This is a genomic window from Bacillus sp. (in: firmicutes) (assembly GCF_031983925.1).
GTDB lineage: Bacteria > Bacillota > Bacilli > Bacillales > Bacillaceae_G > Bacillus_A > Bacillus_A pacificus.
The window spans coordinates 128,308-142,662 of sequence record NZ_DALYZR010000003.1; the positions used below are offsets into that span (position 1 = coordinate 128,308).

The 14,355-nt window shown below is 37.3% G+C and carries 15 protein-coding genes; 11 read left to right on the forward strand and 4 right to left on the reverse strand.

The genetic code is table 11. The annotated features are described in order from the left end of the window. Window positions 1-2: 2 nt before the first annotated feature. Window positions 3-512 (forward strand): YwhD family protein, encoded by a 510-nt coding sequence (locus tag RTP99_RS12280; protein ID WP_000136687.1) that lies wholly within the window; start codon window positions 3-5, stop codon window positions 510-512. Window positions 513-641: 129 nt separating this feature from the next. On the opposite strand, the gene RTP99_RS12285 is transcribed toward RTP99_RS12280, so the two are convergent. Further along, the gene (locus tag RTP99_RS12285; protein ID WP_000372977.1) at window positions 642-2,693 is read right to left on the reverse strand and encodes a transglycosylase domain-containing protein; all 2,052 of its coding nucleotides are present in this window, start codon (window positions 2,691-2,693) and stop codon (window positions 642-644) included. Between the two features lie 99 nt (window positions 2,694-2,792). After that, window positions 2,793-3,518 (reverse strand): glycerophosphodiester phosphodiesterase, encoded by a 726-nt coding sequence (locus RTP99_RS12290; RefSeq protein ID WP_000042762.1) that lies wholly within the window; start codon window positions 3,516-3,518, stop codon window positions 2,793-2,795. Window positions 3,519-3,670: 152 nt separating this feature from the next. Here RTP99_RS12290 and RTP99_RS12295 point away from each other — a divergent pair, with 152 nt between their 5' ends. The 4 genes from RTP99_RS12295 (at window position 3,671) to speB (ending at window position 7,329) form a co-directional block, all read left to right on the forward strand. Next, the gene (locus tag RTP99_RS12295; protein WP_000276568.1) at window positions 3,671-4,078 is read left to right on the forward strand and encodes a MerR family transcriptional regulator; all 408 of its coding nucleotides are present in this window, start codon (window positions 3,671-3,673) and stop codon (window positions 4,076-4,078) included. Window positions 4,079-4,083: 5 nt separating this feature from the next. After that, entirely contained in the window at window positions 4,084-5,247 is a 1,164-nt protein-coding gene (locus RTP99_RS12300; protein WP_000444221.1) for an MFS transporter, read from the forward strand. Between the two features lie 164 nt (window positions 5,248-5,411). Next, entirely contained in the window at window positions 5,412-6,239 is an 828-nt protein-coding gene (gene speE / locus RTP99_RS12305; protein WP_000424696.1) for a polyamine aminopropyltransferase, read from the forward strand. 217 nt (window positions 6,240-6,456) lie between these two features. Beyond that, window positions 6,457-7,329 carry an agmatinase gene (gene speB / locus RTP99_RS12310; RefSeq protein ID WP_001209831.1) on the forward strand — a complete coding sequence of 291 codons (873 nt, stop codon included), beginning with the start codon at window positions 6,457-6,459 and terminating at the stop codon, window positions 7,327-7,329. A 176-nt stretch (window positions 7,330-7,505) separates the two neighbouring features. Here the strand turns inward: speB and RTP99_RS12315 are convergent, their stop codons facing one another. Then, complete coding sequence (locus RTP99_RS12315; protein WP_000996317.1) at window positions 7,506-8,543, reverse strand: PTS sugar transporter subunit IIC; 1,038 nt, start codon at window positions 8,541-8,543, stop codon at window positions 7,506-7,508. 232 nt (window positions 8,544-8,775) lie between these two features. Between RTP99_RS12315 and RTP99_RS12320 the strand changes: the two genes are divergently transcribed. Continuing rightward, window positions 8,776-9,138 (forward strand): YxeA family protein, encoded by a 363-nt coding sequence (locus RTP99_RS12320; protein WP_000779929.1) that lies wholly within the window; start codon window positions 8,776-8,778, stop codon window positions 9,136-9,138. A 25-nt stretch (window positions 9,139-9,163) separates the two neighbouring features. Here RTP99_RS12320 and RTP99_RS12325 read toward each other — a convergent pair whose 3' ends face one another. Next, window positions 9,164-10,150 carry a S66 family peptidase gene (locus RTP99_RS12325; RefSeq protein WP_000938059.1) on the reverse strand — a complete coding sequence of 329 codons (987 nt, stop codon included), beginning with the start codon at window positions 10,148-10,150 and terminating at the stop codon, window positions 9,164-9,166. A gap of 202 nt (window positions 10,151-10,352) precedes the next feature. On the opposite strand from RTP99_RS12325, the gene RTP99_RS12330 reads away from it, so the two are divergent. The 5 genes from RTP99_RS12330 to RTP99_RS12350 all read left to right on the forward strand — a co-directional run bounded on the left by RTP99_RS12330 (window position 10,353) and on the right by RTP99_RS12350 (window position 14,339). After that, on the forward strand, window positions 10,353-10,790 hold the full coding sequence (locus RTP99_RS12330; protein ID WP_000414867.1) for a YwiB family protein: 438 nt from the start codon (window positions 10,353-10,355) through the stop codon (window positions 10,788-10,790). Further along, window positions 10,790-12,460 carry an arginine--tRNA ligase gene (argS, locus tag RTP99_RS12335; protein ID WP_001086466.1) on the forward strand — a complete coding sequence of 557 codons (1,671 nt, stop codon included), beginning with the start codon at window positions 10,790-10,792 and terminating at the stop codon, window positions 12,458-12,460. Before RTP99_RS12330 ends, argS begins: the two co-directional genes overlap by 1 nt. A 395-nt stretch (window positions 12,461-12,855) precedes the next feature. Then, window positions 12,856-13,383: an RNA polymerase sigma factor gene (locus RTP99_RS12340; protein WP_011040868.1), complete on the forward strand. Its 528-nt coding sequence runs from the start codon at window positions 12,856-12,858 to the stop codon at window positions 13,381-13,383. Further along, complete coding sequence (locus RTP99_RS12345) at window positions 13,370-13,684, forward strand: hypothetical protein (RefSeq protein ID WP_000656692.1); 315 nt, start codon at window positions 13,370-13,372, stop codon at window positions 13,682-13,684. The genes RTP99_RS12340 and RTP99_RS12345 overlap by 14 nt, the downstream gene beginning before the upstream one ends. After that, entirely contained in the window at window positions 13,668-14,339 is a 672-nt protein-coding gene (locus RTP99_RS12350; protein WP_000568888.1) for a hypothetical protein, read from the forward strand. Before RTP99_RS12345 ends, RTP99_RS12350 begins: the two co-directional genes overlap by 17 nt. Window positions 14,340-14,355: the final 16 nt, after the last annotated feature.

Sequence of the window (14,355 nt, forward strand, 5' to 3'; positions counted from 1 at the left end):
ATATGACAGAGAAAAAGAAAAAAATCGGTTTTAATATCGTGAAAAATGATTCAACGGATGGACATGGTGGTTTTGGCGTTGGGGCATTAAGCCTAGAAAACATTTCACCCGTATTTGTCGATGTACTAGAGAAAACAGCATTTGTTGATATTGGTGCGATGCATGCACGTAGTACAGTAGAAAAAGGTATTAAGTTTTTAACAAATAAAGATGAAGTTCCAAACGGAAAACCATACTGGCTTGTGTGGGTAACGATTGAAAGAACAGCAACAGGTGCGTATTATGCAGGTGTAACAGCTTGTGAAATGACAGTTGACCGTGAAATTCGCCGCGGATATAAGTCACTTCCAGAGCACGTAAACAAAATGGATAAATCATTGAAGCGACACATTATGGTTGACCATATGGACGAATCATCTAAAAAAGTACTTGGTACATTCTTAAAAGAACATAATGAAGCGATTTGGAACGAATCTAGCGAAGAATTGCGCCGTGCTTTATTAAGTGAATAAAAGAAAAGGATGTCTCACTAGTCAACAATCGACTAGTGAGACATCCTTTTTATTTTGACTTGTTGTATGAAAATATATCAACGATTCGACTAGGAGGCTATTCCACGTTCAGTGAAATAGCCGGATATTCTACCAAGGAAGATATTTTTTCCACCAACTTGTTTTTTTCTTTTCTTCAGTTGTCTTTTCAAATTCCTCTTTATCATCAACGTGATCCATACAATATTCAGTTGGTTCTGTACCTTTTGCAAAATACATTTTCACTGAAATTGGGCAATTTTTTGTAGCAATTTTCCCGTTTTCAGGGTTAATATCGACTGCAACGACGTCACTTGGTTGTTTAAATTCTTTTTTAGGTTGTCCATCTAAGCCTTTCTCCATCGTATCGGTCCATATTCTTTTTGCATAGCCTTGTTCTGCTACGTTTGAAATTGATTTAGGTTGATCATATCCAACCCATACGCCCGTTACGAGTTGCGGGGTAAACCCAATCATCCAACTATCTGTTTCAGTAGAACCAGATTTTCCGGCATAGGTTCTTGATAGTTTAGATAACATTGATTGACCAGTTACAGCAGCATAACTGCTTAGTTTTTTATTAAACATGCCTGTCATCATTTCTTCCATCACAAATGCTTTGCTCTTATCAAGAACTTGTTTACTCTCCAAATGAGCATCGTATAAAATATTTCCTTCATGATCCATAATGCGGCGAATGAAAATAGGTTTTACTTCTTTTCCCCCGTTTGCGAACATGCTATAAGCGTTAACCATTTCAATTGGTTTTACAGGAGATGTACCAAGCGCAAGGGAAGGGACGTCTTTTAATGCACTCTTAATGCCGAATTGCTTCGCCGTTTTTGTAAGAATGTCTTCGCCTAAAAATAAATTGGTTTTCACGGCATAGACGTTATCAGAGACCGCAAGAGCTTGCGCCATTGTTACAAAATCGTCTGCATAATAGTCTTTATAGTTTTTCGGTTTATACTTTGAAACACCGTCACCTAAAGTGAACACAGTGTATTCACTTTTTAAGCGCGTAGCAGGGGTGAATCCTCGTTCTAATGCCGCATAATATAGAAATGGCTTAAATGTAGATCCAGGCTGGCGAGCGGCCTGTGTAGCCCTGTTAAATTGACTTGTATTATAATCAGTTCCACCAACAAGGGCAGCTACTTCCCCTGTTTTTGGATTCATAGAGACGAGCGCAGTTTGTATGTTTGTCGTGTCAGGTATGTGGTCTTTTACAGCTTGCTCTGCAACCGATTGTAATTTCGGGTCTAGCGTTGTATAAATACGCAAGCCGCCTTTTTGTAAGGCTTGCTCATCTAATCCGATATCACGAAGAAGAGAAGCTTGTACAGCATCTTGGAAATAAGGCGCGACCTCTGCGACTTTTTTCGTATCTAATGAAGCGAAAGTTAGTGATTCTTTCTTTGCTGAAGCTGCTTGTTTCTTTGTAATATAGCCTTGTTCTACCATTTCATCTAATATAAGAGATTGTCGTTCTTTCGCACGATCTTTTTTTAAAAAGGGAGAGTAAACACTAGGTCCTTTTGGTATACCCGCGAGCATACTAGCTTCCGCTAATGTTAATTCTTTTGCTGTTTTATCGAAATATAGACGGGACGCAGCTTCGATTCCATAAGCACCATGCCCGTAATAAATTGTATTTAAATATCCTTCTAAAATATGATTTTTATTATAATTCACTTCAAGACGGATTGTGTACATTGCTTCTAATAGTTTACGTTTCCACGTTTTATCATGATCTAAGTATAGGTTACGGGCATACTGTTGTGTAATCGTACTAGCGCCTTGGACTTTTGCCATCGCTTTTAAATCAGCAACAATGGCACCAGCGATACGCTTCATATCAAAGCCATGATGTTTGTAGAATCTTTGATCTTCGATAGAAAGTGTTGCCTCTTTTACATAAGGAGAAATTTCATTGAGAGATACATTGTATCGTTTTTGCATCTCATTACTTTGTCCTATAACAGTGTCATCATTAGCATAAAAGACACTTGTTTGCGGGACAGCGACAGGAGGAGGTCCCATAATTTTTGCAACTATAATAATAACAAAAAAGGAAAAAACGAAAAAAAGAACAGAAGAAAACATTACGGTGAAGAAAAGACGTTTATATTTTTTAAGTTTCGGATTCATAGTTTGATCCATCTTTTTCAGCCCCTCATTCATACAAACATTATTGTATTAGTATTGAGGGTTTTCGATTATTTTAAACAATGAAATTTCGAAAATAAAGAGCTCCTTCAATTAAGAAAGGAGCTCAAATGCACGTGCTGGCCAATCGGTAATAATGACATCCACGCCATAATCAATCATAGTTTGTAAATCTTTGTATTCGTTAATTGTATAAGGGCGGAAAACATACCCTTGTTTTTGCGCGAGTTGAACAAATTCCTTTGTTAGTAGTTGAAAGTTTGGGTGTAAACCAGTTGCATCTCTATTTTTTGCTTCGGCGATAGGATCAGCAAGTGGTGTATCATATAAAATTGCTCTTGGGATTTCAGGAGCAATTTCTGCTAATAATGAAACAGAGTCGTGATTAAATGAAGAGAATACAATTTGATTAGAAAGATGATATTCTCGAACGAGAGCAACAACTTTTTCTTCAATGTTTGGATAGTGAATGACGTCTGTTTTTAATTCAATATTGAGTTGTAAGCTTGTTGTAGATAACCAAATAAATACTTCTCGTAACGTTGGGATTTTTGCTTCATGGAAAGAAGGATCTTTATAGCTGCCGGCATCTAAAGCTTGTAACTCTTCTACCGTTTTTTCAGAAACAAGACCTACATCATTCGTTGTACGATCGACTGTTTCATCGTGAATCACGACAAGTTCACCATCTTTTGATAGGTGGACATCAAGTTCAATCCCGTGGGCGCCAATGCGTTCAGCTTCTTGGAAGGCAATCATCGTATTTTCTGGATGTGTTCCTTTTACGCCGCGATGAGCGAAAATAAGTGGTTTACTCATGTGAAATTCTCCTTATCATGTCTTTTCTTTCATTATGAAACTGCTTTTGAAAAAATACAATTTAATATGACAAACATTTACAAAAGTCTAACAGTTGCACAAAAGTTAACGTTAACGTAAAATGTAATAATCGAGTGAAGGGAGGAATAAACATGTATAAGATTGATGAAGTTACAAAGCAAGTTGGTTTAACAAAACGTACACTTCGTTATTATGAGGAAATTGGTTTAATTCATCCCCCAGAACGTAGTGAGGGGAACATTCGCCTGTATACAGACGAAGATATCGCTAGAATTAAAAGAATTGTGGAAGCGAAAGAAGTGTTAGGGATTACGCTTCAAGAAATGCAGCATTTCTTATCGTTAAAAGAAAGAATGGAGCAAAGAAGAAATAGTGAGAATCCCCGTGATCGTGAAGTGATTCAAGAAATTAAAGAGATGCTTGAAAAACAAGTGCAAACGCTAGACGAGAAGATGGAGCAAATGCAGCGTGTAAAGGGAGAACTTGAAGACAGCTTACATCGTGCAGTGACATTTTTAGAGAATACAAAAGGAGAGTAATCAAAATGGAGAGCAAACAAAAACTAGGGAGATTGATTACAGTGTTGGCTACTTTCCTTGCCTTTTCAGGTATAGGGGTAGTCGACCCAATTTTGCCGATTATTGCTGAAAAGATTGGTGCATCGCATTGGCAAGTAGAGATGTTATTTACAGCATATATTTTGACGATGGCAATTATGATGTTACCAGCTGGAATATTTGCATCGAGATTTGGTGATAAACGAATGATGACAATCGGTCTTGCGATCGTGACTGTATTTGCGTTTATATGCGGTATATCGCAAACGATTGCTCAGTTATCTCTTTTCCGCGCTGGATGGGGATTAGGGAATGCGATGTTCTTCGCAACGGCGATGACTTTATTGATTGCATTAAGTAAAGAAGTTCATGAAGCAGTAGGATTATATGAAGCAGCTATCGGTTTAGGAATGGCAGGTGGACCATTATTAGGCGGGATATTAGGTGGACATTCTTGGCGTTACCCATTTTTTGCGACGAGTATTTTAATTTTCTTAGCATTTATTTTAGTTTTCTTCTTTGTGAAAGAACCAGAGCGAAAAGTGAAGCGTAAAGCGGCAGGCGTAGGGGAATTACTTAACCTGGTGAAGTATAAACCGTTTATGCAAGGCGCCATTTCAGGAATGTTATACTACTACGGATTTTTCGTTGTGTTAGCATATTCACCACTTATTATGCATTTATCTGCTATTCAATTAGGATTTGTATTTTGTGGATGGGGACTCGCGTTAGCTTACGGTTCTGCAATTTTAGCACATAAGCTAGAAGGGAAATATGAGCCGAAAACATTGTTGAAAGGCAGTTTACTCGTATTTGCGCTGTTCTTAATTGCACTATTCTTCGTGAAAATTATGTGGTTACAAATTGTATTAATTGTTCTATCAGGATTAGCATCAGGATTAAATAATGCATTATTTACAAGTTATGTAATGGATATTTCACCTTATGAAAGATCTGTTACATCTGGTGTTTATAACTTCGTTCGTTGGTTAGGTGGCGCAATTGCCCCCATTTTATCAGGGATTATCGGCCACACTGTTTCACCGCAAAGTCCATTTTTAGTAGGTGGGATTGTTGTATTAGTTGGTTGTGTAATGATTTTAATTCCGATTCGAAAAACGGTAGAAGTAGAGAGAAAAGCCCTTTCTTAAGAAAGGGTTTTCTTTATCTGTATATGTTAGAACCCTCTGACTAAAATATATTTTCGGTATTTTTGTACTTTTAACTATACTTTTTGGATGTTTTGTTTTATTTTTGTTAGGGGACATTAATGATGTCCCTATTATAAATTTGCATTGAAAGGCGTGATTGTACGATGGAACTATGGTTCACTGAAAAACAAACAAAACATTTTGGGATTACGGCGCGTATTAACCGCACATTACATACGGAGCAAACAGAATTCCAAAAACTTGATATGGTTGAAACGGAAGAGTTCGGAAACATGCTTATTTTAGATGGCATGGTTATGACAACAGAAAAAGATGAGTTCGTTTATCATGAAATGGTAGCGCACGTACCTTTATTTACACATCCAAACCCTGAAAACGTATTAGTTGTAGGTGGCGGCGATGGCGGTGTTATTCGTGAAGTGTTAAAACACCCAAGCGTAAAGAAAGCAACTCTTGTTGAAATCGATGGAAAAGTAATTGAGTACTCTAAACAGTACTTACCATCAATTGCAGGCGCGTTAGATAATGAGCGTGTAGAAGTAAAAGTAGGAGACGGTTTCCTACATATCGCAGAAAGCGAAAATGAATATGACGTAATTATGGTAGATTCTACTGAGCCAGTAGGACCAGCAGTAAACTTATTTACAAAAGGCTTCTACGCTGGAATTTCAAAAGCGTTAAAAGAAGATGGTATTTTCGTTGCACAAACGGACAACCCTTGGTTCACACCAGAACTAATTACAACTGTGTTTAAAGACGTAAAAGAGATTTTCCCAATTACTCGTTTATACACAGCGAACATTCCAACTTACCCAAGTGGTCTTTGGACGTTCACAATCGGATCTAAAAAACATGATCCATTAGAAGTAAGTGAAGAGCGTTTCCACGAAATCGAAACGAAATACTACACAAAAGAATTACACAATGCAGCATTCGCATTACCGAAATTTGTTGGTGATTTAATTAAGTAAGAGAATCGCACGGAACAAATAAAGTGTAAGTAGCTCATTTAAGGTGTTTGTCCAGAAGACTTGAACATGCTAGCTATTTACACTTCTGTAAAGAAAATTGTCTTCTTTTTATGAAACAGAAGACCCGGTAAATCGAGAAAGAGGAGCAACTCGCTCCAAATTTGAGAAATAATGAAAGGTTGGGATACCTTAAGTTCCACATAAGGAGGAAAAGAATATGCGTTTTGATGAAGCTTATTCAGGTAAAGTATTTATTAAAAGTCATCCAAGTTTTGAAGAGTCGAAGGTAGTTATTTATGGGATGCCTATGGATTGGACAGTAAGTTACCGTCCGGGATCTCGTTTTGGCCCTGCACGTATTCGTGAAGTATCAATCGGTCTTGAAGAATATAGTCCGTATTTAGATCGTGAACTAGAAGAGGTAAAATATTTTGATGCGGGTGATATCCCATTACCATTCGGGAACGCACAGCGCAGCTTAGACATGATTGAAGAATATGTATCAAAACTTTTAGATGCCGATAAGTTTCCACTAGGTCTCGGCGGTGAGCACCTAGTGTCTTGGCCAATTTTTAAGGCAATGGCAAAAAAATATCCGGATTTAGCAATCATCCATATGGATGCTCATACTGATTTACGTGAATCGTATGAAGGGGAGCCTTTATCCCACTCTACACCAATTCGTAAAGTGTGTGATTTAATTGGTCCGGAAAACGTATATTCTTTCGGAATTCGTTCTGGAATGAAGGAAGAATTTGAATGGGCAAAAGAAGTAGGTATGAACTTATATAAATTTGACGTATTAGAACCGTTAAAAGAAGTATTACCGAAACTTGCAGGACGCCCAGTCTATGTCACAATCGACATTGATGTATTAGACCCAGCTCACGCTCCAGGAACAGGAACGTTAGAAGCTGGTGGTATCACATCTAAAGAATTATTAGATTCCATCGTAGCAATTGCAAATTCAAATATAAATGTAGTTGGAGCAGACTTAGTAGAAGTAGCTCCTGTCTACGACCATAGTGATCAAACACCAGTCGCAGCAAGCAAATTCGTGCGGGAAATGCTGCTCGGTTGGGTGAAATAAAAGCGGAATCCGCTGTAGCTGGATAAAATAAGAGCCCTCTATATGATTAGGGGCTCTTATTTTGTCGTTATGTGTCGGTAAGTCGATATGTCTTGTCGAATCGTCGATATAATTTCATTTACCATTACGTAACATGAAAAAGAGCTATTCCCAACCAAAGGGAATAGCTCTTTTTCTTATGCAACCTTCTCTTCCGAAGTAATGCCGCGAATGTCATCAGCAGAGCGAATTGGATATTTACGGAACACGATTGATCCGATGTATCCAACAATCGTGGTAACGATTCCACATAATATAGCAGCAATTGTTACTTTTACAACGTCATTAAATCCGAATAAAACAAGAAGTCCTGGGATTGGTGATGCTGTTCCTGGTGCATTATTAACGAGCTGGAACAGAGATGTAATAATACCAGCAAGTGCACCGCCAACGAAGTTTGTCGCATAAATTGGAATTGGATTTGCTGAAACAACATCGGCTTGTGTTAAAGGTTCGATTGCTACAGCAATTGTGTCTTTCTTTGAACAAATCTTTAGTCGTTTAAAGAAAATAAAGTTCATTGGGGCTGAGGCTGCTACGGCAAGACTACCAATTGCCATTGGTAAACCTGTTAATCCAAGCATTGCAGTGAGTGCCATAGAACTCAGTGGAGAGGTAGAAATAACTGTTATTAATCCACCAAGCATAATACCCATGATAATAGGGCTTTCTGTAGTTGCAACTGAAATCATAGAACCGATTTTACCAAGTGTTGCGTTAACGAGCGGATCCATAAGCATTGCCATTCCGCGTGAGATTGGTGCAGCGATAAATAAAATTGCTAAAAACTCTACACCAGCCGGTAATTTCTTTTCGAGAAATTTCACGACAAAAGCACAAACGTATCCAGCGAAAAATCCTGGTAAAATACCGAATCCACTAGTAGCGATACCGATTAAAACAGCATATACGGGGGAAACACCGATTGCTAATGCGACTAAAATCGCTGCTGCGACACCGCTCATACTACCGGAAGCTTCTCCTACTGATTGTAAAAAGTCATTATGAAACATTTCTCCACCTATATAACGATGAAATGCTTCAATAAGAAAACTTGCGATTGCTGCATTAGCTAAAGCACCCATCGCCTTCATTCCGTAAGGCGCCCGGTAACTGAAAAGTGTAAATAGACAAAGTACAACAAGTAATAGTGCTAAACCTTGCAAGATAGCCATTTGAAAACTGTCTCCTTTGATTTTTGTAATAAAAATTCGTATCATTCAATAATAATATAAAAGTGTATGAAACGGAAAAATTTTTTCTTGGGAACTTGCTGTAAGAAAAAATCCCTTACAATAATGTAAGGAAAGTGTAAGACTTTTAGATAGAGTATAGTATGCCATTTTTCGTATAATACAAGTATAGATAATGACTAGGGAAAAAGAAGTGCAAACAGGAGGTTCATGTATGAAATTGGTAATTAAAGTTTTAGCTGTATTCGCCATTATTCTAGGTGGAACAGCGTATTATTTGAACACAAAAACAGAAGGTGTACATGCTTTTGTAGACAACTTCTTTTCAAATAAAGAAATACAAGATTATTATGCGGTAGTAGATAAAGGTGAGAAAAAAGACGGAGAATACTTGTATACTTTTAAAGGGTATACAGAAGACGGAAAGTTACAGGTTATTAAAAGAATGATGAACCGTGAATTGCATACGGGTGCTTTTATAAAAATTTATGCAAAAGGTATGCAAGGAAAAGGATGGGCTGAAATCCCGAAAGAATCAATTCCGCAAAAAGCGTTGGAAAAAATAGAAAAACGATAAAAGGAGCGACTCATTCGCTCCTTTTTTAGTGCGTTAAAATAGTAATAGATGTTTTTTCTTTGTTAGAAATGATTTTTACACGTCCGCCAATTGGAAAAGTGAAAATCGGGGTTGTATGACCGAAACTTGCGTTTGCAATGATAGGGATATGTGCAAGCTCAGGCTTTGAAGCAATCATTTCTTGCATGTCTTCTATCGTACATTCTGCACCTTTTTGCATCTTTCCTATAACGATGCCTTTTACATGTTCAAAATCTTGCTGCTGCATAAGAGAATGTAAATATCGATCAAAAGTTTTAAGAGTAGCTCTCCCAGTTAAACTATCCTCTTCAAGAAATAAAATTTTATCCTTTAAGTTTGGCATATATGGTGTACCTTGTAGCAAGTTTAAGGTGCTCATATTACCACCAATAATCTCTCCAGTTGCTTCGCCCTCGTGAATTGAAACGTATCCTTCATTCTTAATAAACTCTCGATTTTCCTGATCAATGTACCAAGAATCATCACTCCATGTTTCAGATGGTAGGACTTCAATAGGTTCAGTAGAAGTTAAGCATTGTAAAAAGTAATCGTTCGTATACTCGAGACCTTTCTCCATTCCAAATGAAGAGAAATGGGGTCCTGAATATGTAACGAGTCTTGTTTTAGTGTAAATTGCATTATTTAAAGCAGTAATATCTGAATAGCCACAGAAAAATTTCGGATTTTTTCGAATTAAATCGTAATCGAGATGTTTTAATAAGCCATTAGAATTGTATCCGCCAAGTGTCGTCAAAATGGCTTTTACATTCGGGTCTCTAAATGCTTCGTGAAGGTCTTGAACGCGTGAAGAAATAGAAGAAGAAGCAAAGCGATCTAGCTCTTCAGCGTGTTTTGAGAACGTAACTTGAAAGCCCATATTGTTTAATTTTTTTATAGCAAGCTTCCTGTTTTCAGTTGAGACAATACTTAAACTACAAGATGGTGATATCACTCTAATTTCATCACCTTTTTTCAATTTTGTTGGTAGCACTTCATTCACCCCTTTAAATGAAAGAATATTTAGATTTAAAAAATATTTTATCATATGAAATAAAGTGAAAGTGAATTATGTTTTGAAATGGAGTTTTCCTGATTTTTCAGCAGACAGACAGAGGTTTTTTTTGATATGATAGGAAAAGTGATTTATTATAAGTAGTATTTAATATCTATAACAGTTGAAAGGTGTGCAAGACGTGGAGAAACAACTTGCAGGCTTGCCGGTACACGTTCATTTCGTAACAGAAATCCGTGAAGGGGCGAGGAAGGAAACCGTTGCTTTTGAAGCAAATGGTCAATACTATGTAAAAGGTCAAGGTACATACGTAACATTCCAAGAGCCGAACGAACAAGGCGAAGTGAAAACAATTATTAAAATTCAAGATGAACAAGTTCTCATTATGCGTTCAGGTGCTGTTTCTATGCGTCAAACGCATGTGAAAGGTGAATGGACAACTGGTACGTACACGAGTGAACTTGGTACGTTTGCATTGCAAACAAAGACTGATAACGTTCTTTTTAAATGGTCGGATGAAAAGAAAAAAGGACAACTCTTCTTAACGTACGCATTGCTTCTAAGTGAACAAGAAGCTGGCAGATATACAATTACGATTAATTTGAAGGAGGCAAAATAATGAATTCTTTAGAACAAGTAAAAGGATTAATTAAAGAAGAAATTCAAGCTGCTGTATTAAAGGCAGAATTAGCGACAGAAGAACAGATTCCAAATGTGGTATTAGAATCTCCAAAAGATAAGACAAATGGTGACTTCTCTACAAATATGGCAATGCAACTTGCACGCGTTGCAAAGAAAGCACCTCGTATGATCGCAGAAGAATTAGTTGCAAACTTCGATAAAGCAAAAGCTTCTATTGAAAAGATTGAAATCGCAGGTCCTGGTTTCATTAACTTCTACATGGATAATAGCTACTTAACAGACTTAATCCCAACGATCGTTAATGCTGGTGAAGCTTACGGTGAAACGAGTACTGGTAAAGGTGAAAAAGTACAAGTTGAGTTCGTATCTGCGAATCCAACAGGTGACCTTCACTTAGGACATGCACGTGGTGCAGCAGTAGGTGACACGTTATGTAACTTATTAGCAAAAGCAGGATACGATGTATCTCGTGAGTACTACATTAATGATGCTGGTAACCAAATCCATAACTTAGCTCTTTCTGTTGAAGCTCGTTACATGCAAGCTTTAGGCTTAGAGAAAGAAATGCCAGAAGACGGATACCATGGTGCGGACATCATTGCAATTGGTAAGCGTTTAGCTGAAGAGTTTGGCGATCGTTATGCGAAAGCTGATGAAAAAGAAAGTTATGAATTCTACCGTGAGTACGGTTTAAAATATGAGTTAGCAAAACTTCAAAAAGACTTAGAAAGTTTCCGTGTTAAATTTGATGTATGGTTCTCAGAAACATCATTATACAAAAACGGAAAAATCGATCAAGCTCTTGCTGTATTAAAAGAGCGCGACGAGATTTTTGAAGAAGACGGTGCAACTTGGTTCCGCTCAATGACTTACGGTGATGATAAAAACCGTGTATTAATTAAAAATGACGGTTCTTACACGTACTTAACACCAGATATCGCGTATCACCGTGATAAATTAGAGCGTGGTTTCGATAAGTTAATCAACATTTGGGGTGCTGACCACCACGGTTACATTCCACGTATGAAAGCTGCTATTCAAGCGCTGGGTTACGATAAAGAAACATTAGAAGTAGAAATCATCCAAATGGTACAACTGTATCAAAATGGTGAGAAAATGAAAATGAGTAAGCGTACAGGTAAAGCAGTTACACTTCGTGAGCTTATGGAAGAAGTAGGCGTGGACGCAATGCGTTACTTCTTCGCAATGCGTAGTGGTGATTCTCATTTAGACTTCGATATGGACTTAGCTGTATCAAAATCTAACGAAAACCCAGTATACTATGCACAATACGCTCACGCTCGCGTATGCAGTATCCTTCGTCAAGGTGAAGAATTAGGATTAGCTACAGGCGGAGACGTGAACTACAAACTTGTTACTTCTGAGAAAGAAGTAGAGTTACTGAAAAAACTTGGTGAATTCCCAGCAGTAGTTGCGGATGCAGCACAAAAACGTCTACCACACCGTATTACAAACTATGCATTTGAATTAGCAGCAGCATTACACAGCTTCTACAATGCAGAAAAAGTATTAAACCAAGATAACTTAGAATTAAGTAAAGCTCGCTACGAGTTAATGAAAGCTGTACGCACTACACTTCAAAACGCATTAGCAATCGTAGGAGTATCTGCACCAGAAAAAATGTAATGAAGAAAAGCGGAAGCGGCTCGTTCAGAATAGGAGGGGGATGGAGCTCCTGACAGAGAGGCGTATTTTGCCTCGGAGGAAGGCGCGAAGCCACCGAGTATTCTAGCCGCTGGAGCTGGACAATAGAGAAAAGCGGAGCCGACTGTTTAGTCCCGAAGGCTAAGGTTCTTTCCCACAGAAGATGCATTTTATCTTCTCGTGGGGAAGGTTCTTAGACGGAAGGGGCTAGGAGGCAGAGCTAGACATAGAGAAAAGCGGAGCCAATTTTTCGCTTTCAGTAAAAGGCAATCACACGATGTTGTGATTGCCTTTTTGTATGGAGATAATAAAAAATAAAATTTTATCAAACAAAAGGAGAATTTGCGTCGTCTTATATAAATGACAGGAGGTTTAAGATGGAAGAAAAGGTAGAAGAACTAATTGATATATATAAGCGGCAAATATATTCCTTATGCTATAAATTAGCGAAGACGAAAGAAGACGCGGAAGATATTTTTCAAGAGACGTGGATAAAAGTTTTTTCATCGCGGCACCAACTTTCTTACGTGGAGAATCATAAAAAGTGGATTACTACAATTTGTGTTCGTACGTTTTATGATTTTTATCGTAAGAAAAATAGATGGAAAGATCGAATGTTGGATTTGTTTCATAAAGAAGATGGTGGAGAAATAGACTTCTCGGATGAAGTGAATATATCAGAAGAATTTATTCAAAAAGTGGAAGCAGAAATGATACGGGAAGTTATACAGTTATTGAATGAAAAGTATAAAACTGTGCTCGTACTCTACTATTATGAACAATATTCTTATAAGGAAATGAGTGAAATATTAAATATACCGATTGGTACAGTGAAATACCGCCTTAATTATGCGAAAAAGCAAATGCGAGAACATTTGGAGGGGTTCGTTTATGAAGGAAGATAAGTTTAATCAAAAGATAAAAAGTAGTTTAGCGAGAGAGATGATTCCTAGCGAAGAGCTGATAAATCATACGAAACAGAGCGTGCGAAATGCTCGAAAATTAGAGAAGAGGTGGATGATTGGTATTCACGCCATTTGGATTGTTTTATTAACAGTTGTTATAGAACAATTTGTTACTCATTTAGATAACAAAATTCCAATTATTATAGCAGTTGTTATTATGATGCACGTATACATTCCAATATATGTTGTCATACAGTCATTTTTAAAGAAGGAGTATAAATTACATGATAGAGTTCGCTAATCCGTTTGTAATATTTGAAGTAGCTGGAGTGACAATGCTTTTAGCTTTTATAGCACTTTTAATATGTGTTGCATCATGGGTATATACAGATGCGAAAGCACATCAAATGAGTAAAGGGTGGAGTGTTTTAGCAGTTATATTACCATTCTTTATTGGATTTTTATTATATATGGTGAGAAGAAGTAAAAAGAAAGTTGAAGGAGAATATAGGATGAATTTTGTTAAAAAGCAGAAGGTAACATTAGTTGCGATATTGGCAAGTACGATGTTTGTATTACTTAGTGGCTTTACTTTTGCACAGACGTTAGATGATGCGTGGAGAGCAGGAGATATATATTTAGAAAATGAGAAGCAAGGAGAGACAAGTTACGAGGCAAAATTCTCATCATGGGATATTGCTGGGAAAGATATTGAACTTGAGTATGAAAAGGATACAGAAGTGACATTTTCTTATGAGACGGATGCAAAACGTGGGAATTTATGCTTTAGCTTGTATGAAAGGCAAGGAGAAGGTATAAGAGAGTTAAAAGAGATCTGTGAATCGAAAAAAGGTACTTTTACAGTTACGTTGAAAGCAAATGAAAAATATGTATTGAATATAAGTGGATTAAAAGTAAAAGATGGTTTTGTAAAAGTGAATTGGGAAACAAAATAAAGGACCATGAGAAAGG